Here is a 26,156-nt window from a genome sequence, read left to right on the forward strand (position 1 = left end):
TTGCATAAAAATTGTGACTTAAGCGACAATTTTCGATCCCGCTCGCAGTGTCAGAAAAAATCAGCTTTCCGTCGGGTCGATATCCAGCGTCCATTTAACCTTACGGGCGGCGGGCAGGGTTGAAACCAGCGGTAACGAGCTGCTCAGCAACTGCTGCAGACGCTGGCGGGAGGGGTGCTGTAAGAGCAGCTGCCAGCGCCAGCGCCCGCTGCGTTTGGGCTGCAGCGCGGGCAGAGGCCCCATAAACCACATAGCCTGATCATTCAGCGGACTCGCCTCCAGCAGGTTGCGAAGCTGTTGCAGAAACTCTGCTGCCTGCTGGTTATCCATATCTTCGGCGCGGAACAGCGCATGGCGGCTCCAGGGCGGCAGGTGAACCGCCTGTCGCTCCAGTAACGCCTGTTGGGCGAACGCCGGATAGCCCTGATGCAGCAGCGTCTGCAGTAACGGATGCTCCGGATGATGCGTCTGCAGCAGAACTTCGCCCTGTTTGCCCGCCCGGCCAGCCCGCCCGGCGACCTGAGTGTAGAGCTGGGCAAAGCGCTCCGCCGCACGAAAGTCCGCGGAGAACAGCGCACCGTCGACATCCAGCAGCGACACCAGCGTGACGTCAGGGAAGTGGTGGCCCTTGGCCAGCATCTGAGTGCCGACCAGGATGCGTGCGCCACCGCGGTGAACGTCGGCCAGATGCTGCTCCAGCGCCCCTTTGCGACTGGTGGTGTCGCGATCGATCCGCGACACCGGCACGCCGGGGAAGAGGGTGCCGAGTTGCTGCTCAAGCTGCTCCGTGCCCACGCCGACCGGCAGCAGATGGGTCGAACCGCACTGCGGGCATTGATTGGGCAGCGGACGCTGGCTGTCGCAATGATGGCAGCGCAGCTGGCGATGATGCTGATGCAGCGTGTAGTAGCGGTCACAGCGGGTACACTCGGCAATCCAGCCGCAGTCGTGACAGAGCAGGGCGGGCGAAAACCCCCGGCGGTTGAGAAACAGCAGCACCTGGTTGTCGGCCTGCAGGTGCTGGCGCATTTTCGCGATCAGGCCTGGAGCCAGGCCGCCGATCAGCTGCACGCCCTTTAAATCGATAAGCTGTTGCAGCGCCGGTCTGGCGTTACCGGCACGTTTTGTCAGGTCGAGCTGGCGATATTTGCCGCTGCGCACGTTGTGCAGCGTCTCCAGCGCCGGTGTCGCGGAGCCCATCACAATCGGGATGTTCTCTTCATGCGCGCGGAAGACAGCCAGGTCGCGCGCCTGATAGCGCCAGCCCTCCTGCTGTTTGTAGGAGCTGTCATGCTCCTCATCAATAATAATGACGCCGGGACGCGCCAGCGGGGTAAACAGCGCCGAGCGGGTTCCAATGACAATCGCCGTTTCGCCGCGTCGCGCACGCAACCAGACGGCCAGCCGCTCGCTGTCGTTCAGGGCGGAATGCAGCACATCAATGGGGGCATCAAAACGTTCACGAAAGCGTGCGATAGTCTGCGGGGTCAGGCCAATCTCAGGCACCAGCACCAGCGCCTGTTTACCGCGCGCCAGCACATTCTCCAGTACGCTGAGGTAAACCTCGGTTTTGCCGGAACCGGTAATCCCCGCCAGCAGCCAGGCCGCATAGTTCTCATCATCGGCCCGAATGGCGCCGACGGCCATCGCCTGGTCGGTATTCAGGCGCAGACGCTCGCCTTTGACGGCATAGGTTGACCGCCAGTCATGCCGGTCCGGCTGATGCGCATGCAGTTCGCACAGCCCTTTGGCGCGCAGAGCCTGCAGGGTCGCGTCGGTGAGATCGTGATCGCCAGTCTGATGACGATAGAGCGGCTGCTGACGCAGTGCCGCCAGCGCCTGCTGCTGCTTAGGCGCCCGCTTCAGGCTCTCTGGCGCGGTCGCCCGGCCCAGCTCGGTGATTTCCCAGCGCCATAGCGGAGTATCCTGCGCCGCTTTCCCCTGACGCAGCAGCACCGGAATTGCGTGGCTCAGGACTTCGCCCTGCGGCGAGTGATAGTAGTGCGCGGCCCAGTTCAAAATGCGCCAGAGCGAGGGCGGAAAGAGTGACTCGCTATCCAGCACCTCGCCGACCCGCCTGAGCTGCGCTTCCGGCAGGTCGCTGCTGTCGCGGAAGGCGACCACGATGCCGATCATTTTTCGATTGCCAAAGGGCACACTCACGCGGCCGCCAATGACCGGCTGCGCGCCCTGCGGCGGCAGATAATCAAACAGGCGGGGCAACGGGACGGGCAGGGCAACCTGAACGACGGGCATAACTCTCTCTTTCCGGCTCAATCATCGGGAAAGCTAGTGTACACGCTGTACCCGGCTGGCGGGTATCTCAGGATAGATTTGCAGCAATCAAAAGTTATCTGTATAATATGCGGCCTTCGGTGAGAAAGATCTGGCCGGAGTATACACTTTTACGTTCAACCGCGTGTGGTGCTGTGCAGGTTAACGCCTGGCACGGAGAGCGACACGGCCTTTTATGAGGTTTCCCATGAAACAAGGTATTCACCCGAAATACGAAGCAGTTACTATCAAATGTACCTGCGGCAACGAGATTCACACCCGTTCTACTCTGACTCACGAACTGAACCTGGACGTTTGTGGCAAATGCCACCCGTTCTATACCGGTAAGCAGCGTGAAGTGGCAACTGGTGGCCGTGTTGACCGCTTTAACAAGCGTTTCAGCGTGCCAGGCGCTAAAAAATAAGATTAAAAGGCACCTGAACCTGCGGGTTCGGCGGCAGAAAAGACCCAGCTTCGGCTGGGTTTTTTTATGTCTGCGTGATGGCGAAAACCCTCTCCCGGCAGCCTGACCAGGCCGGCGACAGCGTGAACGTCTGAATATTGTGAACTGAAGCGGGCATAAGCGGAGCAGGGCGGGTCAGGAAAGCGGCTCCCTGAGCGGAGCCTGCTTCTCTGAAACGGGTAAAGCGAAGGAGCCTGACGGATTAATATTCCCAGGTGTCCGGATCGACGCCCATCTGGCGCATGATCGCTTTTGCCTCTTCCGGGATCTCATCGCTGCGCTCTTTGCGCAGGTCAACGTCATCCGGCAGCGGCTGGCCCGTGAAAGCATGTAAAAAAGCTTCGCAAAGCAATTCGCTGTTGGTCGCGTGGCGCAGATTGTTCACCTGACGACGGGTACGCTCATCCGTTAAAATCTTCAGCACACTCAAGGGGATAGAAACCGTTATCTTCTTGACCTGCTCGCTCTTCTTACCGTGCTCAGCGTACGGGCTGATATATTCGCCGTTCCATTCAGCCATGGGTTACCTTAATTAATAAACGTTAAATGTGAGGAAATCAGCGGATTATGCCTGATTTTTTCCTGCCTGACCCCTGATATGGCGGGTTTTCTTCGCTCACAACCTCTGCTGCACAGAGGGGAACGCCAGGCGATGACGCATAATTTTAGCGGTTATTGCGGGTTTGCTCAATCTATACGCAAAGACATTTAGATGTCCAGATGTATTGACGTCTAATTAAGGGGTGATATCCTGTGTGCTACATTTTCTTCACTCTTCAGGAACAATTCGCTCATGACGCGTAAACCGGCAACTATCGCAGTGCGCAGCGGTCTGAATGATGACGAACAGTATGGCTGCGTTGTCCCGCCCATTCACCTCTCGACGACCTATAACTTCCTGGATTTCAATGAGCCGCGCGCGCATGACTACTCCCGTCGTGGTAACCCGACGCGTGATGTTGTTCAGCGTACGCTGGCGGAACTGGAAGGGGGAGCGGGTGCGGTATTAACCAATACCGGCATGTCGGCGATTCATCTGGTGAGTACGCTGTTCCTGAAGCCTGGCGATCTGCTGGTTGCGCCACACGACTGCTACGGCGGCAGCTATCGGCTGTTTGACAGCCTGAGCAAACGCGGCGCGTATCGGGTGAAATTTGTCGATCAGGGTGATCCGGTGGCGCTGCAGGCGGCGCTGGATGAAAAACCTAAGCTGGTGCTGATTGAAAGCCCCAGCAATCCGCTGCTGCGCGTGGTCGATATCAGCGGGATTTGCGCGGCGGCACGCGCGGCGGGTGCCGTCAGCGTTGTCGACAATACCTTTATGAGTCCGGCCCTGCAGAACCCGCTGGCGCTGGGCGCCGACCTGGTTATTCACTCCTGCACCAAATACCTGAATGGTCACTCCGACGTGGTTGCGGGTGCGGTGATTGCCCGCGATCCGCAGCACGCGACCGATCTGGCCTGGTGGGCGAACAATATCGGCGTAACCGGCGCGGCGTTTGACAGTTATCTGCTGCTGCGCGGGATTCGTACTCTCGCACCACGTATTGCGGCGGCGCAACGTAATGCCCTGGCGATTGTGGCATATCTGCAGCAGCAGAAGCTGGTGAAAAAGTTGTATCATCCTTCGCTGCCGGAGAACGCCGGACACGAATATGCCGTACGTCAGCAGCGCGGCTTTGGTGCCATGCTGAGTTTTGAGGTCGAGGGTGATGAGGCGCTGCTGCGTCGCTTCCTGAAAGCGTTGCGGCTGTTTACGCTGGCCGAATCGCTGGGCGGTGTGGAGAGTCTGATCTCCCATACCGCCACCATGACGCACGCGGGGATGTCAGCAGAAGCACGCGCGGCAGCGGGCATTTCCGATACGCTGCTGCGGGTTTCTGTCGGCATCGAAGATCACGAAGATTTAATAGCCGATCTGGATAATGCATTCCGGGTCGCAGCCGAGGGTTAAGCATGATGATTTCAGCAGGCGCAGGAACGCCAGATATCCGGCAGTTGCACAAGTTTGGCGGCAGCAGCCTGGCCGATGCACGCTGCTACCAGCGCGTTGCCAGCATTATGGCGGACTACAGCCAGCCGGGCGACCTGATGGTGGTCTCTGCCGCCGGCTCAACCACCAACCAGCTGATAAGCTGGCTGACGCTGAGCCAGAGCGATCGCCTCTCTGCGCACCAGGTGCAACAGGCGTTACGGCGCTACCAGAGCGAGCTGATTAGTGCGCTCCTGCCTGCTGAAGTTGCGGAACCGCTGATCGGCGCGTTTATTCGCGATCTGGAGAAGCTGGCTGCCCTGCTGGATGCGCCGATCACCGATGCGGTCTACGCCGAAGTGGTCGGACATGGTGAAATCTGGTCGGCGCGCCTGATGTCTGCGGTGCTGAGCCAGCGCGATCTGCAGGCCTGCTGGCTGGATGCACGCGAGTTTCTGCGGGCTGAACGTGCAGCTCAGCCGCAGGTGGATGAGGGCAAGTCCTGGCCGCTGCTGCAGACCTTGCTGGCGCAGCATCCTCACAAGCGCATCGTGGTCACCGGATTTATCAGCCGCAACGACGCCGGTGAAACGGTGCTGCTGGGCCGCAACGGCTCCGACTACTCCGCCACACAGATTGGTGCGCTGGCGGGTGTAGGCCGTGTCACCATCTGGAGCGACGTGGCGGGCGTCTACAGCGCCGATCCCCGTAAAGTTTCGGACGCCTGTCTGCTGCCGCTGTTAAGGCTGGATGAAGCCAGCGAGCTGGCGCGCCTGGCGGCCCCGGTGCTGCACACCCGCACCCTGCAGCCGGTCTCCGGCAGCGATATCGATCTGCAGCTGCGTTGCAGTTATCAGCCGGAGCAGGGGTCTACCCGTATTGAACGCGTCCTGGCTTCCGGTACCGGTGCGCGGATCGTCACCAGCCACGACGATGTCTGCCTGATCGAGATTCAGCTCCCGGAGCAGCATGACTTCGCGATCCTGCATAAAGAGATCGACCTGCTGCTGAAGCGAGCGCAGCTGCGTCCGCTGGCATTTGGTGTGCATCCGGATCGCCAGCTTCTGCAACTCTGCTATACCTCCGAAGTGGTCAACAGCGCCTTTGCGCTGCTGCAGGACGCGGGTTTACCGGGTCATCTGCAGCTGCGCGACGGGCTGGCGCTGGTGGCGCTGGTTGGCGCAGGCGTCACCCGCAACCCGCTGCATACCCATCGCTTCTGGCAGCAGTTAAAAGATCAGCCGATCGAGTTCATCTGGCAGTCAGAAGAGCACATCAGCGTGGTGGCAGTGCTGCGCGTCGGGCCGACCCGGCATCTGATCCAGGGGCTGCATCAGTCGCTGTTCCGTGCTGAAAAGCGCATCGGCCTGATGCTGTTTGGCAAAGGCAATATCGGTTCGCGCTGGCTGGAGCTGTTTGCCCGTGAGCAGGAGACACTGTCAGCGCGTACCGGCTTTGAATTTTTGCTGGCGGGCGTGGCGGACAGCCGTCGCAGCCTGCTGAGCTATGAGGGGCTGGATGCCAGCCGGGCGCTCGCCTTCTTTGATGACGAGGCCGTGGAGCGCGATGAGGAGTCGCTGTTCCTCTGGATGCGCGCCCATCCGTTTGATGATCTGGTGGTGCTGGATGTCACCGCCAGCACCCCGCTGGCGCAGCAATATCTCGACTTCGCCAGCCACGGTTTCCATGTGATCAGTGCCAACAAGGTCGCGGGGGCCTCCGACAGTCAGACATGGCGGCAGATCCGGGATGCTTTTACCAAAACCGGGCGTCACTGGCTCTATAACGCAACGGTGGGCGCGGGTCTGCCTATCAACTATACCGTGCGCGATCTGCGCGACAGCGGCGATACCATTCTGGCCATCAGCGGAATTTTCTCCGGGACGCTCTCCTGGCTGTTCCTGCAGTTTGACGGCACCGTGCCCTTTACCGAGCTGGTGGATCAGGCGTGGCAGCAGGGATTAACCGAGCCCGATCCGCGCGCTGACCTCTCAGGTCAGGATGTGATGCGTAAGCTGGTGATCCTGGCGCGTGAGGCGGGCTATAACATCGAGCCGGATCAGGTGCGGGTGGAGTCGCTGGTGCCTGACAACTGTCAGCAGGGTTCGGTTGACCACTTCTTTGAAAACGGCGAAGAGCTGAACGAACAGATGCTGCAGCGACTGGAAGCCGCGCAGGAGATGGATCTGGTGCTGCGTTACGTCGCCCGCTTTGACGCGAACGGCAAGGCGCGCGTGGGCATCGAAGCGGTCCGTCCGGAGCATCCGCTGGCCTCGCTGCTGCCGTGTGATAACGTCTTCGCAATTGAGAGTCGCTGGTATCGGGATAACCCGCTGGTGATCCGCGGGCCTGGCGCGGGCCGGGATGTCACCGCAGGCGCTATTCAGTCAGACATTAATCGCCTCGCCCAACTGCTTTAACGCCTCCTCAGGCGCTTCGGCGCCTGTTTTCAATGCGTTACCTCTGCCCTGCGCAGCCACCTTCACGCTGGCTGACAATGACGCACGTCTGTTGATTATTTTTAAGTTGACGGCAGACGCAGATTGCGTCATTTTGAACTTCTGGACGTCTAAACGTGTAGATGTTTACAGGCTGGTTATTAATCGATGAGGGTGCAGGATGAGTTTCTTTCATGCTAATCAGCGCGAAGCGCTAAACCAGAGCCTGGCAGAGCTGAACGGGCAAATTAATGTTTCCTTTGAGTTCTTTCCGCCTCGTACCCACGAAATGGAAGAGACCCTGTGGAGCTCTATCGATCGCCTGAGCAGCCTGAAGCCGAAATTCGTTTCTGTGACCTACGGCGCGAACTCCGGGGAACGCGACCGCACCCACAGCATCATCAAAGGCATTAAAGATCGTACCGGTCTGGAGGCAGCGCCCCATCTGACCTGTGTCGATGCCACGCGTGACGAGCTGCGCGCTATCGCACAGGATTACTGGAACAATGGCATTCGTCATATTGTGGCGCTGCGCGGCGATCTGCCGCCCGGCAGTGGCAAACCGGAGATGTATGGCAGCGATCTGGTGTCGCTGCTGAAAGAAGTCGGCGAGTTTGATATCTCCGTCGCCGCCTATCCGGAAGTGCATCCCGAAGCAAAAAGCGCCCAGGCTGACCTGATTAACCTGAAGCGCAAAATTGATGCGGGCGCCAGCCGGGCGATCACCCAGTTCTTCTTCGACGTGGAAAGCTACTTACGTTTTCGCGATCGCTGTGTGGCGACCGGTATTGATGTGGAAATCGTGCCGGGCATCCTGCCGGTCTCCAATTTCAGACAGCTGCAACGCTTTGCCACACTGACTAATGTGCGTGTGCCGGGCTGGATGCATGCAATGTTTGCCGGGCTGGATAACGATCCGGAGACGCGCAAAATGGTGGGGGCCAATATCGCCATGGATATGGTGAAAATTCTGTCGCGCGAGGGGGTGAAAGATTTTCATTTCTATACGCTGAACCGGGCTGAAATGAGTTACGCCATCTGCCACACCCTGGGCGTACGGCCTGCTGCTGCGGCGGCATAATCGCGCCACGCGCAGACAATAAAAAAGTCGGGCATCGCCCGACTTTTTTTTATCACTGCCCGCCGACGCTCATCAGCGCCGGATTAACCGGTGTTACGCATCCCGGCGGCAACACCGGCGATGGTGACCATCAGTGCCTGCTCCACACGGGCATCCGGCTCTTCGCCGCGCGCTTCCTGGGCGCGTGAACGATGCAGCAATTCCGCCTGCAGCACGTTAAGCGGGTCGGTATAGACGTTACGCAGCGCGATCGACTCGGCAATCCACGGCTGGTCAGCCATCAGGTGCGAGTCGTTGGCGATGGTCAGCACTGCTTTGATATCCGCATCAAGCTGATCGCGCAGCTGTTTGCCCAGCGGCCAGAGCGATTTATCCACCAGCCGCTGATCATAGTATTCCGCCAGCCACAGGTCCGCTTTCGAGAAGACCATCTCCAGCATCCCCAGACGGGTAGAGAAGAACGGCCAGTCGCGGCACATCGCCTCAAGCTGATCCTGATGGCCTGCCGCCATCGCCTGCTGCAGAGCCGCACCGGCACCCAGCCACGCGGGCAGCATCAGGCGGTTCTGCGTCCAGGCGAAGATCCAGGGAATAGCACGCAGCGACTCCACGCCGCCGGTTGGCCGGCGCTTGGCCGGACGCGAGCCCAGTGGCAGTTTACCCAGCTCCTGTTCCGGCGTGGCCGAACGGAAATAGGGCACGAAATCAGCATTTTCACGCACGTAACCGCGGTACATCGCGCAGGAGTCAGCCGAGAGCTGATTCATAATGTCGCGCCATTCGCGTTTCGGCTCCGGCGGCGGCATCAGGTTCGCTTCCAGAATCGCGCCGGTGTAGAGCGACAGGCTGGCGATAGTCACCTCAGGTAATCCATACTTAAAGCGGATCATCTCACCCTGTTCGGTCACGCGCAGACCGCCACGCAGGCTGCCCGGTGGTTGTGACAGCAGTGCTGCATGAGCAGGCGCACCGCCACGGCCAATGCTGCCTCCGCGTCCGTGGAACAGCGTCAGGGAGATCCCGGCTTTCTCGCAGGTTTTGATCAGGGCATCCTGCGCCTGATACTGCGCCCAGCTGGCGGCCATCACACCGGCATCTTTCGCCGAGTCAGAGTAGCCAATCATCACCATCTGCTTGCCCTGAATAAAGCCGCGATACCAGTCGATGCTCAGCAGCTGGCTCATGACGTCGTTAGCGTTGTTCAGGTCATCCAGCGTTTCGAAAAGCGGCGCCACCGGCATCGCATAGCTGATACCGGCTTCTTTCAGCAGCAGGTGAACGGCCAGCACGTCAGAGGGGGTTTTCGCCATCGAAATGACATAGGCGGCGATAGAGCCCTGTGGCGCTTCGGCCGCGACGCGACAGGTCTCCAGCACTTCACGCGTTTCATCGCCTGGTTCCCAGTTGCGGGGCAGCAGCGGACGTTTGGAGTTCAGTTCACGGATCAGGAAAGCCTGCTTATCCGCTTCGGACCAGCTCTCGTAATCGCCCAGGCCCAGGTAGCGGGTCACTTCTGCAATCGCTTCAGTGTGACGGGTGCTCTCCTGGCGCAGATCGATACGCACCAGCGGCACGCCAAAACATTTCACGCGGCGCAGCGTATCGAGCAGCTGGCCGTTAGCGATGATGCCCATGCCGCACTTCTGCAGGGACTGATAGATGGCGAACAGCGGATCCCACAGCTGGTCGTTAGACACCAGCAGGTCGGCCGGACGCGGCAGGCGTTCCCCTTTCAGGCGATGCTCCAGGAACGACTGCGTGTTCATCAGCTGGCTGCGCAGGCGTTTCAGAATCACTCGATAGGGTTCCAGCGCCTCCGGATCGCCGCTGAGTTCGCGGATCTCTTCGCTGCACTCTGACATCGACAGCTCAGAGATCAGCACGCCAATATCGCGCAGGAACAGGTCGGTGGCTTTCCAGCGGCTTAATTGCATCACATGACGGGTAATCGACGCCGTCACATTCGGATTGCCGTCGCGGTCACCGCCCATCCAGGAGGTGAACTGAACCGGCACGAAATCGACCGGCAGTCTGATGCCGAACGCCTCTTCGACCTGCTCGTTCAGTTCACGCAGAAAGGCGGGAACGCCTTCCCACAGGCTGTTTTCCACCACGGCAAAGCCCCATTTCGCTTCGTCGATCGGGGTAGGGCGATATTTACGGATCTCATCGGTATGCCACGCCTGGGCGACCAGCTGGCGCAGACGGCGCATGATCTGATTACGTTCGTAGTCGGAGACATCGCTGTGATCGAGCTGTTTCAGGCAGCTGTTGACCTCAACCAGCTTGTGGATCAGCGTACGGCGGGTGATTTCGGTCGGGTGGGCAGTCAGCACCAGCTCCAGCGACAGCGACTCAATCGCCGTCAGGATGTCGCTTTCGCGAATATCTTTCTGCTGCTTCAGGGTATCAAAGGTCTTTTTCAGCAGTTCAGGATGGTTCTCACCCTCGCCACTCTGCGAGATGGTCTGATACTGCTCCGCTACGTTAGTCAGATTAAGGAACTGGCTGAACGCGCGCGCCACCGGCAGGAGCTCCTCGTTGGAGAGGTTCTGCAGCGTATTGAGCAGTTCTTTACGATGAGTGTCATTGCCTGCGCGGGATGACTTGGAGAGCTTACGGATGGTTTCCACCTGGTCGAGGATGTTCTCGCCCAGTGCATCCTTAATCGTATCCCCGAGCAGTTTGCCGAGCATACTGACATTACTTCGCATTGCGGAATATTGTTCGTTCATTGGACCCTGACACCCTTATCGTCTTGAAAAACTTCTACACCCGACCTTTCAGGCAGCCGAAAATCAGCAACGTGTTGTTCCCGGCACACGGAGGGGAACCGGCGCCGTTGCCGCCTGTCCGCTTTCTGAAACGCTCTGGATAATCACCCGGTGGGTATAACATCGTCTTGTATCTAGCCACGTAATGTTGCATTCGTCAAATGAGATAAAGTGCGGCGAAGTAGCGGCTAAATAACGGGAATTATTGGTATTTATGGGGAGTGAAGCGGGATAAGTTATTCTTATTGTTAAATCCCGCAGATTGAGGGGGCATTTTGCTGTTATTGCAGTGAAATGCCCCATTTGCTGTTAATCAGTGACAAAAATGCTGCACAACCTGACTGATAAGCGCCCGCGTCGGCTTAATAAATGCCGTATCGATAAACTCATCTGGCTGATGTGCCTGATTAATTGAACCTGGCCCCAGTACCAGCGTCGGACAGAGCTGCTGAATAAACGGCGCTTCGGTGCAGTAGTTAACGATTTCGGTAGGCGTGCCCAGCAGTTTTTCGACCACACTGACCAGCTCATGATTAGCCGGACACTCATAACCCGGGATTGGCGGATGCAGCTCGGCCACGGTGACACGCCCTGGCCAGCGGGCGCTGACCGGGGCCAGCGCCTCATTCAGCAGCCCGTCGAGATCGCCAAGCGACAGGCCGGGCAGCGGACGGATATCCATGTGCAGTTCACAGCAGGCGCAGATACGGTTCGCCGCATCACCGCCATGAATATGACCGAAATTCATGGTGGGATAGGGGATGGCAAAGCCATCGTGGTGATAGCGCTCCTGCAGCGTCGTGCGGAGCTGCATCAGGTGGGTGATCGACTCATGCATCAGCTCGATAGCGTTAACGCCACGCGCCGGATCGCTGGAGTGGCCCGATTTTCCTTCGATACGGATCACGTTCGACAGATGGCCTTTGTGCGCACGGACCGGCTTAAGCGAGGTCGGTTCACCAATGATGGCGCAGTCGGGGCGCAGCTGCGTCGATTCAGAAAAATATTTGGCTCCGGCCATGGTGGTCTCTTCATCCGCCGTGGCAAGAATATAGAGCGGCTTACTCAGCGTGCTGACATCCACATCGCGCAGCGTATCGAGAATAAAGGCGAAGAACCCTTTCATATCGGCCGTGCCCAGACCATAGAGCTTGTTGTCGTGCTCGGTCAGGGTAAAAGGATCGCGTGTCCAGCGGCCATCATCAAAGGGCACGGTGTCGGTATGACCCGCCAGCAGCAGGCCGCCCGCGCCGCTACCGGTGCGCGCCAGCATATTAAATTTGTTGCGCGTTCCCGGCACCGGCTGCACTTCAACGCTGAAGCCGAGGTCGCGGAACCAGCCTGCCAGCAAACTGATTAAAGTTTCATTACTCTGATCCAGTGCGGCATCGGTTGCGCTGATCGAGGGTGTGGCGATTAACTGGCTGTACAGTTCAATAAAAGGCGGTAATTTTGTCTTCACTGTTGGCGGTCCTTGGGTTAGGATGTATCCATATTCATGCAGTAATAGTGAATAAAAATACATTAACGTCCTCTGCAAGGGAACCTTAAATCGCTGCAGATGACAGGGTGGGTAACGGGGCAAGGCCGCGACCCGGAATGTGCGACTGTAAAAAGGGTTACAGCCTGATGTTGAATACGCTGATCGTTGGTGCCAGTGGTTACGCTGGTACAGAGCTAGCCACCTTCCTGAATCGTCATCCACATATCAACATAACCGCTTTGGCGGTTTCCGCGCAAAGTCCTGATGCCGGTAAGCGCCTGTCCGACCTCCATCCGCAGCTGAAAGGCGTGGTGGATCTCCCGCTGCAGCCGCTCAGCAGCGCGGCGGAGTGGGCGGGCAAAGTGGATGTGGTGTTCCTGGCGACCGCCCATGAAGTCAGCCACGATCTGGCGCCCGAATTTCTCAAGGCCGGTTGCGTGGTGTTCGATCTGTCGGGCGCCTTCCGCGTCAACGACGCCGACTTCTACACCCGCTTCTATGGCTTCACCCATCAGCATGGCGAGTGGCTGGATAAGGCCGTTTACGGCCTGGCGGAATATCAGCACGAGAAGATTCAGCAGGCGCAGCTGGTGGCCGTGCCCGGCTGCTACCCGACTGCCGCTCAGCTGGCACTGAAGCCACTGGTGGATGCCGGACTGTTAAACGACGCGCAGTGGCCGGTCATCAATGCCACCAGCGGCGTGAGCGGTGCCGGGCGTAAAGCCAATGTCGGCACCAGCTTCTGCGAGGTCAGCCTGCAGCCTTACGGCCTGTTCAATCATCGCCATCATCCGGAAATTGTCGCGCACCTCGCTACGCCGGTGATCTTCACGCCGCATCTGGGGAGTTTCCCTCGCGGTATTCTGGCGACCATTACCTGTCGTCTGAAAGCGGGTGTCAGCCGTGATGATGTCGCCGCAGTGTTCCATCGCGCCTATGATGATAAACCGCTGGTGCGGTTCTATGAGCAGGGCGTACCTGCGCTGAAAGCCGTTGTGGGTCAGCCCTTCTGCGATATCGGTTTTGAGATGCAGGGCGAGCATCTGATTGTAGTGGCCGCCGAAGATAATCTGCTGAAAGGCGCGGCATCGCAGGCGGTACAGTGCCTGAACATCCGGTTCGGCTTCCCTGAAACGCAGTCACTGATTTAACGGATAACTAAACCATGACCAATCCATTGATTATCAAGCTGGGCGGTGTGCTGTTAGACAGCGAAGAAGCGCTGGCCCGCCTGTTTGACGCGCTGCTCACCTGGCGCAGCGCCCATCAGCGTCCGCTGATCATTGTCCACGGTGGCGGTTGCCTGGTGGACGAACTGATGAAAAAGCTGGCGCTGCCGGTGACGAAGAAAAACGGCCTGCGTGTCACGCCTGCCGACCAGATCGACATTATTACCGGTGCGCTGGCGGGAACCGCTAACAAAACCCTGCTGGCATGGGCAAAAAAATCGGGTATCCGCGCGGTGGGCCTCTGCCTGGGTGATGCGGGCATCGTCAACGTCACCCCGTTTGACGAAGAGCTCGGCCATGTCGGCCACGCGATGCCGGGCGATCCGGCTCTGCTGAACACCCTGCTGGCGGCCGGTTATCTGCCGGTAGTCAGCTCAATCGGTATTACTGACAGCGGTGAACTGATGAACGTCAACGCGGACCAGGCGGCGACCGCACTCGCCTCGACGCTGGGCGCGGATTTGGTTCTGCTGTCTGACGTCAGTGGTATTCTCGACGGTAAAGGCCAGCGCATTGAAGAGATGACGGCCGATAAAGCTGAACAGCTGATTACCCAGGGCATTATCACCGATGGCATGATTGTGAAGGTACACGCTGCGCTTGATGCGGCGCGTACCCTGGGCCGCCCGGTGGATATTGCCAGCTGGCGTCACGCCGAGCGGCTGCCTGACCTGTTTAACGGCGTGTCGATTGGCACCCGGATTCTCGCTTAACGACTCTGATTCAAGGATTACGAAATGCAAACGCAAAACATCAAAAAAATCGTTCTGGCTTACTCCGGCGGTCTGGATACCTCAGCCATCATTCCATGGCTGAAAGAGAACTACGGCGGCTGTGAAGTGGTCGCTTTTGTGGCGGATATCGGTCAGGAGCGCGGCGATCTGGAAGGTGTGGAGAAGAAAGCCCTGCAGTCCGGCGCCTCGGAGTGCCATGTGGTTGACCTGCGTGAAGAGTTCATCAGCGACTATGTCTATCCGGTACTGCAGACCGGCGCCCTGTATGAAGGCACCTACCTGCTGGGCACCTCAATGGCGCGTCCTATCATCGCAAAAGCGCAGGTTGAGCTGGCGCTGAAAGTGGGTGCCGATGCGCTGTGCCACGGCGCAACCGGTAAAGGGAATGACCAGGTGCGTTTTGAAACCACCTACACCGCGCTGGCTCCGCAGCTGAAAGTGGTGGCACCGTGGCGTGAGTGGAATCTGCGTTCACGCGAAGCCCTGCTGGACTACCTGAAAGAGCGCAACATCCCGACGACCGCGTCGCTGGAAAAAATCTACAGCCGTGACGAAAACGCGTGGCACATCTCCACCGAGGGCGGCGTGCTGGAAAGCCCGGCCAATGCACCGAACAAAGATTGCTGGGTCTGGACGGTCGATCCGCTGGAGGCGCCCGATCAGCCTGAAGATGTGACCGTGACCGTTGAGAAAGGCCGTGTGGTCGCCGTCAACGGCGAAAAAATGAGTCCGTTCCAGTGTCTGGAAAAACTCAACGTGCTCGGCGCGAAGCATGGCGTGGGCCGTATCGATATCGTTGAAAACCGTCTGGTCGGCATTAAATCGCGCGGCTGCTATGAAACGCCTGGCGGCACCATCATGGTCAACGCCCTGCGTGCGGTAGAGCAGCTGGTTCTGGATCGCGACAGCTTCAAATGGCGTGAGCAGCTGGGCCATGAAATGTCCTACGTTGTTTATGATGGTCGCTGGTTTGCACCGCTGCGTAAGTCGATTCAGGCGGCTGCCGAATCGCTGGCGGAAGAGGTTAACGGTGAAGTGGTTCTGCAGCTCTTTAAAGGCCAGGCAACCGCGACCCAGAAGCGTTCTGCGAACAGCCTCTACTCAGAAGAGTTCGCGACCTTCGGTGAAGATGAAGTTTACGATCACCGTCATGCGGGCGGCTTCATCCGTCTGTTCTCACTCTCGTCGCGCATTCGTGCCCTGAACGAGCAGAAGAAGTAATTTTCGGGCGGGGTACGCCCCGCCCCACAGTTTCACTTCAGGGGCGGCATTTATGCCGCCTCTTGTTTAACGATTCAGAGGAGTTTTCACATGGCACTTTGGGGTGGACGGTTTACTCAGGCAGCAGATCAACGTTTCAAACAGTTCAACGACTCGCTGCGCTTCGATTACCGCCTGGCAGAGCAGGACATCATTGGCTCTGTTGCCTGGTCCAAAGCGCTGGTAACGGTGAATGTCCTGACTCAGGATGAGCAGCAGCAGCTGGAAGCAGCCCTGAATGCGTTACTGCAGGACGTGCGTGAAAATCCTGAGCAGATCCTGCAGAGCGATGCCGAAGATATTCACAGCTGGGTGGAAGGTCAACTGATTGACAAGGTCGGCGCGCTGGGTAAAAAACTGCACACCGGCCGTAGCCGTAACGATCAGGTCGCGACCGATCTGAAGCTCTGGTGCAAGGTGCAGGTTGAGGCGCTGCTGGGCGCAACGCGCGATCTGCAGCAGGCGCTGGTGGTGACGGCGGAAGCCAACCAGGATGCGGTGATGCCGGGCTATACCCACCTGCAGCGTGCTCAGCCGGTGACGTTTGCCCACTGGTGTCTCGCCTATGTGGAAATGCTGGCGCGCGATGAGAGCCGTCTGCAGGATACGCTGAAGCGGCTGGATGTCAGCCCGCTGGGCTGCGGCGCCCTGGCCGGTACCGCTTACGAGATCGACCGTCAGCAGCTGGCAGGCTGGCTGGGCTTTGCGTCCGCCACACGCAACAGTCTGGACACCGTCTCAGACCGCGACCATGTGCTGGAGCTGCTCTCCGATGCCGCGATTGGCATGGTGCATCTGTCACGCTTTGCCGAAGATATGATTTTCTTTAATACCGGCGAAGCGGGCTTTATCGAGTTGTCAGATAAAGTCACCTCTGGCTCCTCTTTAATGCCGCAGAAGAAAAACCCGGATGCGCTGGAGCTGATTCGCGGCAAGTGCGGTCGGGTGCAGGGCGCGCTGACCGGGATGATGATGACGCTGAAGGGGCTGCCGCTGGCGTATAACAAAGATATGCAGGAAGACAAAGAGGGGCTGTTCGACGCACTCGACACCTGGCTCGACTGTCTGCATATGTCGGTGCTGGTGCTGGATGGTCTGCAGGTTAAACGTCCGCGCTGCCAGGAGGCCGCCGAACAGGGTTATGCAAACTCCACCGAGCTGGCGGACTATCTGGTTGCCAAAGGGGTGCCGTTCCGTGAAGCGCACCATATCGTTGGCGAAGTGGTCGTGGCCGCGATTGGCGAGGGTGTGGCGCTGGAGGCCCTGCCGCTGGCGACGCTGCAGCAGTACAGCACGGTAATTGGTGAGGATGTCTATCCGATCCTGGCGCTGCAATCCTGTCTGGATAAGCGTAATGCGCAGGGCGGTGTCTCTCCGCAGCAGGTTGCGCGTGCCATCAATGAGGCAAAACAGCGTCTGGCGTAATCTGCAGATAAAAAAAAGCGGGCATTTCAGATGCCCGCCAACCTCTAGCTTCATAACAACTACTTTTTTTATAGGCACATCATCAGAGCGCCAGCTCTCCCGGCTGACCCTCAGATTTTTTACGCTGACAGCAAGTATTGCTGCAGATCGTCACTCCCGCCAATATGACGACCGCCGATAAAGATTTGCGGCACCGTCGCCCGGCCGGTAACGGCGCGCAGACTGACCGTTGTGGCATCCTGGCCCAGCACAATCTCTTCGTACTGAATCCCCTGATCGACCAGCATCTGTTTTGCCTGAATGCAGAAGGTGCAGCCAGGTTTAGTAAAGATGGCGACCGACTCCTGAGCTTTACAGGCCGGGTCCAGGTAGCGCAGCATGGTGTCAGCATCAGACACTTCGAACGGGTCGCCAGGCCGATTCGGCTCCACAAACATTTTCTCTACCACGCCATTGCGCACCAGCATGGAGTAGCGCCAGGAGCGGGGTCCAAAGCCGAGGTCAGCTTTCTCGACCAGCATCTCCATGCCACGGGTAAATTCGCCGTTGCCATCAGGAATAAAGGTGATGTTGTCTGCGCGCTGCTCCGCTTTCCAGGCGTTCATCACAAAGGTGTCATTCACCGAGACGCACAGGATGCTGTCCACACCCAGGCGGGTAAACTGTCCCGCTAATTCGTTGTAACGCGGCAGATGAGTAGATGAGCAGGTGGGTGTAAACGCTCCCGGCAGTGAAAATACGATAACCGTTTTATCTTTAAACAGCGCATCGGTGGTGACATCGACCCAGCGATCGCCCTGGCGTGTGTGAAAAGTCACTGAGGGGACTGCTTTACCTTCCTGACCTGCCAACATTTCTTACTCCTGATCAACCACGTTCCATTTGATGCGCGCATTATTCCCAACCACGCTTGATAGGGCCAATCGTTCATTGCTATTCTATCTATCGCCACGGGCTATCGTGGTCTGGAGGGTAATAATGAATATTCGTGATCTTGAATATCTGGTTTCGCTTGCTGAACACCGCCACTTTCGTCGTGCTGCGGATGCCTGTCATGTCAGTCAGCCCACGTTAAGCGGGCAGATCCGCAAGCTGGAAGATGAGCTGGGCGTGATGCTGCTGGAGCGCACCAGTCGTAAAGTACTGTTCACCCAGGCCGGTTTGCTGCTGGTGGATCAGGCGCGAACGGTGCTGCGGGAAGTCAAGGTGCTGAAAGAGATGGCCAGTCAGCAAGGGGAAGCGATGTCCGGTCCGCTGCACATCGGCCTGATCCCGACGATCGCGCCCTACCTGCTGCCACAGATTATCCCCACGCTGCACCAGACGTTCCCGAAACTGGAGATGTATCTGCACGAAGCGCAGACGCTGCAGCTGCTGGCGCAACTGGACAGCGGCAAGCTGGACTGCGCGATTGTCGCGCTGGTCAAAGAGAGCGAGGCCTTTATCGAAGTCCCGCTGTTTGACGAGCCGATGAAGCTGGCGGTCTACGCTGATCACCCGTGGTGTGACCGCGACCGGGTGCCGATGTCCGATCTGGCAGGTGAAAAACTGCTGATGCTGGAGGACGGGCACTGCCTGCGCGATCAGGCGATGGGCTTCTGCTTTGAGGCGGGAGCGGATGAAGATACCCATTTCCGTGCAACCAGCCTTGAGACGCTGCGCAACATGGTGGCGGCAGGCAGCGGCATCACGCTGTTACCGGCGCTGGCCGTTCCGCCGGAACGCATCCGGGATGGGGTCTGCTATCTGCCCTGTTACAAGCCGGTTCCCAGACGGACGATCGCGCTGGTTTACCGTCCGGGCTCCCCTCTGCGCAGCCGTTATGAACAGCTGGCAGAGGCGATCAAAGCCCATATGGAGCACTATTTCGACGCCACTTTAAAACAGGCGGTTTAACCCGTTTAGCGCGGCAACGCGATAGGCTTCGGCCATGGTCGGATAGTTAAAGGTGGTATTCACGAAGTATTCAATCGTGTTGCCACCATTTTTCTGTTCCATAATGGCCTGACCGATATGAATAATCTCGGCGGCACGCTCGCCAAAGCAGTGGATCCCCAGAATCTCTTTGGTTTCCCGGTGGAAGAGGATCTTCAGGCTGCCAACGTTCATCCCCACGATCTGCGCGCGCGCCAGATGTTTAAACTGTGCGCGGCCCACTTCATAAGGCACCTTCATGGCCGTCAGCTGCTGCTCGGTTTTACCCACAGAGCTGATCTCAGGAATGGTATATATCCCGGTCGGAATATCTTCGATCAGGTGCGCTGACGCTTCCCCTTTGATGATCGCCTGCGCGGCAATGCGTCCCTGGTCGTAGGCGGCAGACGCCAGGCTCGGGTAGCCAATCACGTCACCCACGGCATAGATGTGTGGCTGGGCGGTCTGATACATGCTGTTTACTTTCAGCAGGCCTCGGCCATCGGCTTCCAGGCCGACATTCTCCAGCGACAGCGAGTCGGTGTTACCGGTACGGCCATTGGCATACAGCAGGCAGTCCGCTTTTACTTTTTTGCCCGACTTGAGATGCATGATTACGCCATCTTCCACGCCTTCGATCTTCTCAAACTCTTCGTTGTGACGAATCACCACGCCGCTGTTCCAGAAGTGATACGAAAGAGAGTCAGACATCTCCTGATCCAGGAACGCCAGCAGGCGATCGCGGGTGTTGATCAGATCAACCTTCACGTTCAGGCCACGGAAAATCGACGCATATTCACAGCCGATCACGCCTGCACCATAAATGATGACGTGGCCGGGTTCGTGGTGCAGGTTGAGGATCGAGTCGGAGTCATAGACGCGCGGATGGGTGAAGTCCACATCCGCAGGATGATAAGGACGTGAGCCACAGGCGATAACAAACTTCTCTGCCGTCAGCGTCTCGCGGGTGCCATCCGGCTGTTCAATCTCGATCGTATTGGCATCCACGAAATGCGCATCGCCCTGATAAAGCTCGCAGCGGTTGCGCTCATAGAAACCCTGGCGCATGGCTGTCTGCTGGCTGATCACGTTTTCCGTGTGGTTGAGAATGTCGGCAAAGGAGGAGCGAAGCAGACGGGTGTGATCGCTGTAGAGCGGGTTCTGGTTAAATTCGATAATGCGGCTGACGGCGTGGCGAAGGGCTTTGGAGGGGATGGTACCCCAGTGCGTACAGCCGCCACCGATGTTGTGGTAGCGTTCGATCACGGCGATGCGCGCTCCCTGTTTTACCAGCCCCATCGCCGCACCTTCACCGCCGGGCCCTGAGCCAATCACAATGGCATCGTAATCGTAAGACTTTTGCATACCGATACGTCCTATTATTTATACATTTTTACAACGAGATTCTAACATCTCGTCGCGCACTTCTGAATTCTATCAGCGATTTTCATCACAGTTTGGCAAAGAGTGAGGTTCACAGACGGTGACAAAGATTGCCACTCTGTACGCTGAAAATTTTGATATAGTGGCCCCATAACACCGCTAAAGGCAGAGAGAATGGGCGTCAGAGCGCAACAGAAAGAACGTACACGACGTACACTGATTGAAGCCGCTTTCAGTCAGCTCAGCGCCGAACGCAGTTTTGCCAGCCTGAGTCTGCGGGAAGTTGCCCGCGAAGCCGGTATCGCACCTACCTCGTTTTACCGTCATTTCAAGGATGTTGACGAACTCGGCCTGACGATGGTGGATGAAAGCGGTCTGATGCTGCGCCAGCTGATGCGCCAGGCGCGCCAGCGAATTGCCAAAGGCGGCAGCATTATCAAAACGTCGGTCGCGACCTTTATGGAGTTTATCGGCAACAATCCCAACGCTTTCCGCCTGTTGCTGCGCGAACGTTCCGGCACCTCTGCTGCTTTTCGTGCCGCAGTGGCGCGTGAAATTCAGCACTTTATCGCTGAACTGGCGGATTATCTTGAGGTCGAAAATCGCATGCCGCGCAGTTTCACCGAAGCGCAGGCTGAAGCGATGGTGACGATAGTCTTCAGCGCCGGTGCAGAAGCACTCGACGTTGATACGGAGCAGCGACGAAAGCTTGAGGATCGGCTGGTGCTACAGCTGCGCATGATCGCCAAAGGCGCCTATTACTGGTACCGCCGTGAGCAGGAGCGGCTGGCGGTTACCCTGGAAAAACCCGAAGAACAATGAGTAAGGATCCCTCCATGACCCACCCAGGTATTCGCGATAAAAGCACGCTGGCGCTGGCTTTTATTACCGGCTTAGCGATTAACGGCTCCTTTTCGGTGCTGTTCAGCGCCTTTGTTCCCTTTTCGATTTTTCCGCTGATTTCACTGGGTCTGGCAGCCTGGTGTCTGCATCAGCGTTATCTCAATACCAATATGCCGGATGGTATGCCAGGCCTGGCGGCCGCCTTTTTCCTGCTGGGCATTCTGGTCTACAGCGCGCTGGTGCGGGCAGAGTATCCGGATATCGGATCGAACTTTGTGCCGACCGTCCTGATGGTGGCGCTGGTGTTCTGGATTGCAACGCGGTTCAAACGCAAGCGTCACTAAACGTGATAATAAAAACGGGAACCCCAGGGTTCCCGTTTTTTTTACGCTTTTCGCGTCAGCAACACGCCGCATTCCATATGATGGGTATAGGGGAACTGATCAAACAGCGCCAGCCGCGTCACATCGTGCGTTTTCGCCAGCGTCTGCAGATTGTCGCTCAGGGTCTGCGGATTACAGGAGATATAAAGGATGCGCGGATAAGCCTGCACCATCTTCACCGTCTCTTCATCCAGTCCGCTGCGCGGCGGGTCGACAAAAATCGTCTCGCAGTCGTAGCTGCTCAGGTCAACGCCTTCCAGACGATTGAAGCTGCGCACCCCATTCATCGCCTGCGTAAACTCTTCCGCCGCCATACGAATGATCTGCACGTTATCGATCTGGTTTACCGCAATATTGTACTGAGCTGAAGCGACGGACGGCTTCGCGATCTCCGTGGCCAGCACGCGACGGAAATTGCGTGCCAGCGCCAGCGAGAAGTTGCCGTTGCCACAGTAGAGTTCCAGCAGATCGCCCTGTGAATCCCGTGTCACATCCAGCGCCCACTCCAGCATCTGAATATTCATCGCGGCGTTCGGCTGGGTAAAACTGTTCTCGACCTGACGATAGATAATCTCGCGGCCTGCCACCGGCAGACACTCATCCACATAGTCGCGATCCAGACAGATTTTGGTTTTGGTCGCGCGACCAATCAGCTGCACATCCAGCCCTTCGGCGCGTAACTGATCACGCAGCGCCGCGGCTGCCTGCTGCCACTCATCATCCAGCTTGCGGTGATAAAGCAGCGAAATCACAATCTGATTGCTCAGGGTCGAGAGATAGTCGATCTGAAACAGTTTATGGCGCAGGATGCGGTTATCGCGGATCGCGGCGATCATCTTCGGCATCAGCTGATTGATCAGCTGGCTGGCCGCCGGGAACTGATCAACGCGGATCCGCTCGCGCGTCTGCTGATCGAAGATGATGTGATAGATGTCATCGCCGTCATGCCACAGGCGAAATTCGGCGCGCATCCGATAGTGGCTGACCGGCGAACGGAACACCTCCACGTCGGGCGCCGCAAATGGCGTCATCATCGTCTCTAAACGACTGACTTTTTCCGCCAGCTGGGCGTCATACTCTTCAATAGGGAGATGTTCGGGTGTCATGAGTAATCCTGATTAATAGCTTACCAGCGGGCGATTGTAGGCATTCACTTGCTGATGTCCAGTCCTGCAGCGAGAAGATATCGGGCTATCTGGACTTCCCAATCCCCACTCCGTAGACTGCTGACGCCGGCCTCATGCCCGAGTTAATAGGGAATCCAGTGCAAATCTGGAGCTGACGCGCAGCGGTAAGGAATGTCGTGATGTGTGCAATTGCAGACACTGTCCTCCGGGATGGGAAGTCATCATCACTTATGGTTCCCAGCCCGAAGACCTGCCGGTGTAACGTCGCTACTCGTACAATCATCGCGTGCTATCGATTGTCGGCCTGCGGCATCCTGCTGGGTCTTATGGATGCATGAATAAATGACAAAAAAAACGCTTTCGCTGTGCGCTCTGGGCGCCACGGCCATTTCTCTCTGGGCGCAAAACGGTTACGCGCAGGCAAATGATGAAACGCAAATCGTCACCGCTAACCGCTTTGCTGAACCTGTTTCGGGCGTGCTGGCGCCCACAACGGTTGTTACGCGTGATGAGATCGATCGCTGGCAGGCCAAAAGCCTGACGGATGTCATGCGTCGCCTGCCGGGTGTCGATGTGGCGCAGAATGGCGGATTAGGTCAGCAGAGTTCGCTGTTTATCCGGGGCACCGAATCCCGACATGTGCTGATCCTGATTGATGGCATCCGGCTTAATCAGGCGGGTATCAGCGGTTCGTCTGACCTCAGCCAGATCCCCCTGTCACTGGTTCAGCGTATCGAATATATTCGCGGTGCGCGTTCGGCAGTTTACGGTTCCGATGCGATTGGCGGCGTCGTCAATATCATCACCGGTCGTGCGCAGCCGGGCTCTACGCTGACGGCGGGCATGGGCTCCCGGGGTTATCAATCTTACGATGGCTCCACTCAACAGAGGCTGGGCGAGGCGACCACACTGACGCTGGCCGGCAACTACACCTATACCCGGGGGTATGATGTGGTGGCGGGCTACCCGAATGACTATGGCCCGGCCCAGCACGATCGCGACGGCTTTATGAGCAAAACGCTGTATGGCAATCTGGAGCATCAGTTCAGCGATGAGCTCACTGGTTTTGTGCGCGGCTATGGGTTTGATAACCGTACCGCCTACGATGGTTCTTACAGCTACGATCAGAGCTTCACGAATGTCGTCGGGCTGGCGGATACCCGGCAGCTCTACAGCCAGACCTGGGACACCGGGTTACGCTTCAGCCGTGACCTTTACTCTACTCAACTCATCGCCAGTTACGGTCATACCAAAGACATCAACTACGACCCACGCAATGGCCGTTACGGCGCGGCATCCACCTTTGATGATGTGACTCAGTACAATCTGCAGTGGGGTAACACCCTGCAGCTGGGGCAGGGCGCGCTTAGCGCCGGTATCGACTGGCAGAAAGAGACAACCGAGCCAGGCACTAACTATCTGTCTGACGGTTATGAGCAGCGCAACACCGGTCTCTACCTCACCGGTCAGCAGCAGGTGGGCAGCGTCACGCTGGAAGGCGCGGTTCGCAGTGACGACAACAATCAGTTCGGCTGGCATAACACCTGGCAGACCGCGGCGTCATGGGAGTTTATCTCCGGCTATCGCCTCTTTGCATCGTATGGCACGGCCTTTAAAGCACCGAACCTGTCCCAGGTTTACAGCCCGTTTTATGGCAATCGCGACCTCGATCCGGAAAAAAGTAAGCAGTGGGAAGGGGGTGTTGAAGGGCTGAGCGGACCGGTGAACTGGCGCGTGTCAGGTTATCGCAACGACATCGATAACCTGATTGATAGCGATCCCCAGACCTTCCGTTACTACAATATTAAGCAGGCGCGGATTAAGGGCGTTGAGGCCACAGCCGGATTCGACACCGGTCCGCTGACGCATCAGCTCTCATACGATTATGTCGATGCGCGGGATGGCACCACCGGCCAGCCGCTCATTCGCCGGGCTAAACAGCAGGTGAAGTATCAGCTCGACTGGACGCTGTATACCTTTGACTGGTCCGTGACTTATCACTATCTGGGTGACCGTTATGACACCGACTTCAACAGCACGCCCAGCCGTCGCGTGAAATCAGGCGGTGTCAGCCTGTGGGATCTCGCGGTCTCATATCCTGTCACTTCACAACTCACGGTTCGTGGTAGAATTGCCAACCTGTTCGATAAAGATTACGAGACAGCGTATGGCTATCAGACTCCAGGACGAGAGTATTACCTCAGCGGCAGCTACACCTTCTGATTTACGCCCCACGGTGCTGGTATTTGATTCCGGCGTCGGCGGGCTTTCTGTCTATGATGAGGTCCGGCAGCTCCTGCCAGACCTTCATTATCTTTACGCCTTTGATAACGCCGGTTTCCCTTATGGGGAGAAAAGCGAAACCTTCATTGTCGATCGGGTGGTTGCCATCGTTGCGGCGATTACTCAGCGCTATCCGCTCTCACTCGTCATCATCGCCTGCAATACGGCCAGCACGGTTTCACTGCCCGCGCTGCGGGAACGCTTTGCGTTTCCTGTTGTAGGTGTGGTGCCTGCAATTAAACCGGCTGCGCGCCTGACGCGTAATGGCGTGGTGGGGTTGCTGGCAACGCGGGCGACGGTACGTCGTCCTTATACACATGAGCTGGTGGCGCAGTTTGCCGGTTCCTGCCACATCGAAATGCTGGGATCAGCGGAGCTGGTGGAGCTGGCCGAAGCTAAACTCCACGGCGCACAGGTGGCACTGGAAGAAGTACGCCGCATCGTTCAGCCGTGGCTGCGGATGGCTGAGCCACCGGATACGGTCGTTTTAGGCTGTACGCACTTTCCTTTACTGCGCGAAGAGCTGCAGCAGGTGTTACCGGACGGCACGCGCCTGATCGATTCCGGTGCGGCGATAGCACGACGCACGGCCTGGCTGCTGGAGCATGAAGCGCCTGAAGTGCGCTCATCGCAGCAGAACGTCGCTTTTTGCACGGCGCTGGATGATGAAGCCGTACAATTATCACCCGTTTTACAGCGTTATGGCTTCCCGTTGCTGGAAAAACTGGCGCTTTAGCGGCTTTTCGCTGAAAAAAACAGCACTCAGAATTTTATTTGAAATTAGCACTTGTCAGCCTCCGAGAACTCCCTATAATGCGCCTCCACTGACACGGCACAACGGCTTACGAAGCGCCGGGTTAAGTAGGTTCGAAATCATACGAACCAGTGAGTTAAGCGAAAATAAATGCTTGACTGACAATGCGGAAAGCGTAATATACGCAGCCCGCGCCGCAGTAAATCGCGGCACTGCTCTTTAACAATTTATCAGACAATCTGTGTGGGCACTCGCAGGATTGATATCAGCGTCTCCGGACGCAAAAAAATATCAAAGCCTCACGAGTGAACACATAATGAAATTCATTATGACGTT

20 protein-coding genes and 1 riboswitch are annotated in these 26,156 nt (G+C 57.7%); of the genes, 13 read left to right on the forward strand and 7 right to left on the reverse strand.

The features are described from left to right. Positions 1 to 60 precede the first annotated feature (60 nt). Entirely contained in the window at positions 61 to 2,256 is a 2,196-nt protein-coding gene (priA, locus tag ACR6AS_RS19960; protein WP_111140419.1) for a primosomal protein N', read from the reverse strand. 226 nt (positions 2,257 to 2,482) lie between these two features. On the opposite strand from priA, the gene rpmE reads away from it, so the two are divergent. Continuing rightward, complete coding sequence (gene rpmE, locus ACR6AS_RS19965) at positions 2,483 to 2,698, forward strand: 50S ribosomal protein L31 (RefSeq protein WP_003851227.1); 216 nt, start codon at positions 2,483 to 2,485, stop codon at positions 2,696 to 2,698. 241 nt (positions 2,699 to 2,939) lie between these two features. Here the strand turns inward: rpmE and metJ are convergent, their stop codons facing one another. Continuing rightward, positions 2,940 to 3,257: a met regulon transcriptional regulator MetJ gene (metJ, locus tag ACR6AS_RS19970; protein WP_009088019.1), complete on the reverse strand. Its 318-nt coding sequence runs from the start codon at positions 3,255 to 3,257 to the stop codon at positions 2,940 to 2,942. A 273-nt stretch (positions 3,258 to 3,530) separates the two neighbouring features. Between metJ and metB the strand changes: the two genes are divergently transcribed. From metB to metF, 3 genes are all read left to right on the forward strand, one after another. Beyond that, positions 3,531 to 4,691 (forward strand): cystathionine gamma-synthase, encoded by a 1,161-nt coding sequence (metB, locus tag ACR6AS_RS19975; protein WP_111140420.1) that lies wholly within the window; start codon positions 3,531 to 3,533, stop codon positions 4,689 to 4,691. 2 nt (positions 4,692 to 4,693) lie between these two features. Further along, positions 4,694 to 7,129, forward strand: coding sequence for a bifunctional aspartate kinase/homoserine dehydrogenase II (locus tag ACR6AS_RS19980; RefSeq protein ID WP_111140421.1), 2,436 nt, complete (start codon positions 4,694 to 4,696; stop codon positions 7,127 to 7,129). Positions 7,130 to 7,328: 199 nt separating this feature from the next. Beyond that, positions 7,329 to 8,228, forward strand: a complete 900-nt coding sequence (gene metF, locus ACR6AS_RS19985; RefSeq protein ID WP_111140422.1) for a methylenetetrahydrofolate reductase — start codon at positions 7,329 to 7,331, stop codon at positions 8,226 to 8,228. Between the two features lie 83 nt (positions 8,229 to 8,311). Here the strand turns inward: metF and ppc are convergent, their stop codons facing one another. Together ppc and argE are read right to left on the reverse strand one after the other, a co-directional pair. Further along, a complete protein-coding gene (gene ppc / locus ACR6AS_RS19990; RefSeq protein ID WP_111140423.1) occupies positions 8,312 to 10,963 on the reverse strand; it encodes a phosphoenolpyruvate carboxylase in 2,652 nt (883 codons plus the stop codon). A 352-nt stretch (positions 10,964 to 11,315) separates the two neighbouring features. Then, complete coding sequence (gene argE / locus ACR6AS_RS19995) at positions 11,316 to 12,464, reverse strand: acetylornithine deacetylase (RefSeq protein WP_111140424.1); 1,149 nt, start codon at positions 12,462 to 12,464, stop codon at positions 11,316 to 11,318. Positions 12,465 to 12,631: 167 nt separating this feature from the next. On the opposite strand from argE, the gene argC reads away from it, so the two are divergent. From argC to argH, 4 genes are all read left to right on the forward strand, one after another. Next, entirely contained in the window at positions 12,632 to 13,636 is a 1,005-nt protein-coding gene (gene argC / locus ACR6AS_RS20000) for an N-acetyl-gamma-glutamyl-phosphate reductase (RefSeq protein WP_434163546.1), read from the forward strand. A 14-nt stretch (positions 13,637 to 13,650) separates the two neighbouring features. Further along, positions 13,651 to 14,427, forward strand: coding sequence for an acetylglutamate kinase (gene argB, locus ACR6AS_RS20005; RefSeq protein WP_111140425.1), 777 nt, complete (start codon positions 13,651 to 13,653; stop codon positions 14,425 to 14,427). 24 nt (positions 14,428 to 14,451) lie between these two features. Beyond that, the gene (locus ACR6AS_RS20010) at positions 14,452 to 15,669 is read left to right on the forward strand and encodes an argininosuccinate synthase (RefSeq protein ID WP_111140426.1); all 1,218 of its coding nucleotides are present in this window, start codon (positions 14,452 to 14,454) and stop codon (positions 15,667 to 15,669) included. Between the two features lie 90 nt (positions 15,670 to 15,759). Next, the gene (gene argH / locus ACR6AS_RS20015; protein ID WP_111140427.1) at positions 15,760 to 17,133 is read left to right on the forward strand and encodes an argininosuccinate lyase; all 1,374 of its coding nucleotides are present in this window, start codon (positions 15,760 to 15,762) and stop codon (positions 17,131 to 17,133) included. Between the two features lie 119 nt (positions 17,134 to 17,252). Here argH and ACR6AS_RS20020 read toward each other — a convergent pair whose 3' ends face one another. Continuing rightward, positions 17,253 to 17,987 carry a glutathione peroxidase gene (locus ACR6AS_RS20020; RefSeq protein ID WP_111140428.1) on the reverse strand — a complete coding sequence of 245 codons (735 nt, stop codon included), beginning with the start codon at positions 17,985 to 17,987 and terminating at the stop codon, positions 17,253 to 17,255. 124 nt (positions 17,988 to 18,111) lie between these two features. On the opposite strand from ACR6AS_RS20020, the gene oxyR reads away from it, so the two are divergent. Beyond that, positions 18,112 to 19,029: a DNA-binding transcriptional regulator OxyR gene (gene oxyR, locus ACR6AS_RS20025; RefSeq protein ID WP_111140429.1), complete on the forward strand. Its 918-nt coding sequence runs from the start codon at positions 18,112 to 18,114 to the stop codon at positions 19,027 to 19,029. Here oxyR and sthA read toward each other — a convergent pair. Then, positions 19,012 to 20,412 (reverse strand): Si-specific NAD(P)(+) transhydrogenase, encoded by a 1,401-nt coding sequence (gene sthA / locus ACR6AS_RS20030; protein ID WP_111140430.1) that lies wholly within the window; start codon positions 20,410 to 20,412, stop codon positions 19,012 to 19,014. The genes oxyR and sthA overlap by 18 nt on opposite strands. 192 nt (positions 20,413 to 20,604) lie before the next feature. Between sthA and fabR the strand changes: the two genes are divergently transcribed. Together fabR and ACR6AS_RS20040 are read left to right on the forward strand one after the other, a co-directional pair. Then, on the forward strand, positions 20,605 to 21,252 hold the full coding sequence (gene fabR / locus ACR6AS_RS20035) for an HTH-type transcriptional repressor FabR (protein WP_111140431.1): 648 nt from the start codon (positions 20,605 to 20,607) through the stop codon (positions 21,250 to 21,252). Positions 21,253 to 21,266: 14 nt separating this feature from the next. Next, positions 21,267 to 21,617, forward strand: coding sequence for a YijD family membrane protein (locus tag ACR6AS_RS20040; protein WP_111140432.1), 351 nt, complete (start codon positions 21,267 to 21,269; stop codon positions 21,615 to 21,617). Positions 21,618 to 21,658: 41 nt separating this feature from the next. On the opposite strand, the gene trmA is transcribed toward ACR6AS_RS20040, so the two are convergent. Beyond that, positions 21,659 to 22,762, reverse strand: coding sequence for a tRNA (uridine(54)-C5)-methyltransferase TrmA (gene trmA, locus ACR6AS_RS20045; protein ID WP_111140433.1), 1,104 nt, complete (start codon positions 22,760 to 22,762; stop codon positions 21,659 to 21,661). Between the two features lie 110 nt (positions 22,763 to 22,872). Continuing rightward, positions 22,873 to 23,055: riboswitch (cobalamin riboswitch) on the forward strand. 70 nt (positions 23,056 to 23,125) lie between these two features. Here trmA and btuB point away from each other — a divergent pair. Both btuB and murI read left to right on the forward strand, forming a co-directional pair. Beyond that, on the forward strand, positions 23,126 to 25,006 hold the full coding sequence (gene btuB, locus ACR6AS_RS20050; protein ID WP_111140434.1) for a TonB-dependent vitamin B12 receptor BtuB: 1,881 nt from the start codon (positions 23,126 to 23,128) through the stop codon (positions 25,004 to 25,006). Beyond that, entirely contained in the window at positions 24,951 to 25,802 is an 852-nt protein-coding gene (murI, locus tag ACR6AS_RS20055) for a glutamate racemase (RefSeq protein WP_111140435.1), read from the forward strand. Before btuB ends, murI begins: the two co-directional genes overlap by 56 nt. Positions 25,803 to 26,156 lie beyond the last annotated feature (354 nt).

Origin of the sequence: Pantoea phosphatilytica (genome assembly GCF_051025615.1) — a bacterium.
Classification (GTDB): domain Bacteria; phylum Pseudomonadota; class Gammaproteobacteria; order Enterobacterales; family Enterobacteriaceae; genus Pantoea.

Excerpts from the sequence above, each read along its gene's own strand:
- ACR6AS_RS20010 (WP_111140426.1), top strand. The coding sequence starts at position 14,452 with ATGCAAACGCAAAACATCAAAAAAATCGTTCTGGCTTACTCCGGCGGT.
- fabR (WP_111140431.1), top strand. The coding sequence starts at position 20,605 with ATGGGCGTCAGAGCGCAACAGAAAGAACGTACACGACGTACACTGATT.
- murI (WP_111140435.1), top strand. The coding sequence starts at position 24,951 with ATGGCTATCAGACTCCAGGACGAGAGTATTACCTCAGCGGCAGCTACA.
- ACR6AS_RS20040 (WP_111140432.1), top strand. The coding sequence starts at position 21,267 with ATGACCCACCCAGGTATTCGCGATAAAAGCACGCTGGCGCTGGCTTTT.
- ACR6AS_RS19980 (WP_111140421.1), top strand. The coding sequence starts at position 4,694 with ATGATGATTTCAGCAGGCGCAGGAACGCCAGATATCCGGCAGTTGCAC.
- ACR6AS_RS20020 (WP_111140428.1), bottom strand. The coding sequence starts at position 17,987 with ATGTTGGCAGGTCAGGAAGGTAAAGCAGTCCCCTCAGTGACTTTTCAC.
- ppc (WP_111140423.1), bottom strand. The coding sequence starts at position 10,963 with ATGAACGAACAATATTCCGCAATGCGAAGTAATGTCAGTATGCTCGGC.
- argC (WP_434163546.1), top strand. The coding sequence starts at position 12,632 with ATGTTGAATACGCTGATCGTTGGTGCCAGTGGTTACGCTGGTACAGAG.
- rpmE (WP_003851227.1), top strand. The coding sequence starts at position 2,483 with ATGAAACAAGGTATTCACCCGAAATACGAAGCAGTTACTATCAAATGT.
- metF (WP_111140422.1), top strand. The coding sequence starts at position 7,329 with ATGAGTTTCTTTCATGCTAATCAGCGCGAAGCGCTAAACCAGAGCCTG.
- argB (WP_111140425.1), top strand. The coding sequence starts at position 13,651 with ATGACCAATCCATTGATTATCAAGCTGGGCGGTGTGCTGTTAGACAGC.
- btuB (WP_111140434.1), top strand. The coding sequence starts at position 23,126 with ATGACAAAAAAAACGCTTTCGCTGTGCGCTCTGGGCGCCACGGCCATT.
- oxyR (WP_111140429.1), top strand. The coding sequence starts at position 18,112 with ATGAATATTCGTGATCTTGAATATCTGGTTTCGCTTGCTGAACACCGC.
- priA (WP_111140419.1), bottom strand. The coding sequence starts at position 2,256 with ATGCCCGTCGTTCAGGTTGCCCTGCCCGTCCCGTTGCCCCGCCTGTTT.
- trmA (WP_111140433.1), bottom strand. The coding sequence starts at position 22,762 with ATGACACCCGAACATCTCCCTATTGAAGAGTATGACGCCCAGCTGGCG.
- argH (WP_111140427.1), top strand. The coding sequence starts at position 15,760 with ATGGCACTTTGGGGTGGACGGTTTACTCAGGCAGCAGATCAACGTTTC.
- sthA (WP_111140430.1), bottom strand. The coding sequence starts at position 20,412 with ATGCAAAAGTCTTACGATTACGATGCCATTGTGATTGGCTCAGGGCCC.
- metJ (WP_009088019.1), bottom strand. The coding sequence starts at position 3,257 with ATGGCTGAATGGAACGGCGAATATATCAGCCCGTACGCTGAGCACGGT.
- metB (WP_111140420.1), top strand. The coding sequence starts at position 3,531 with ATGACGCGTAAACCGGCAACTATCGCAGTGCGCAGCGGTCTGAATGAT.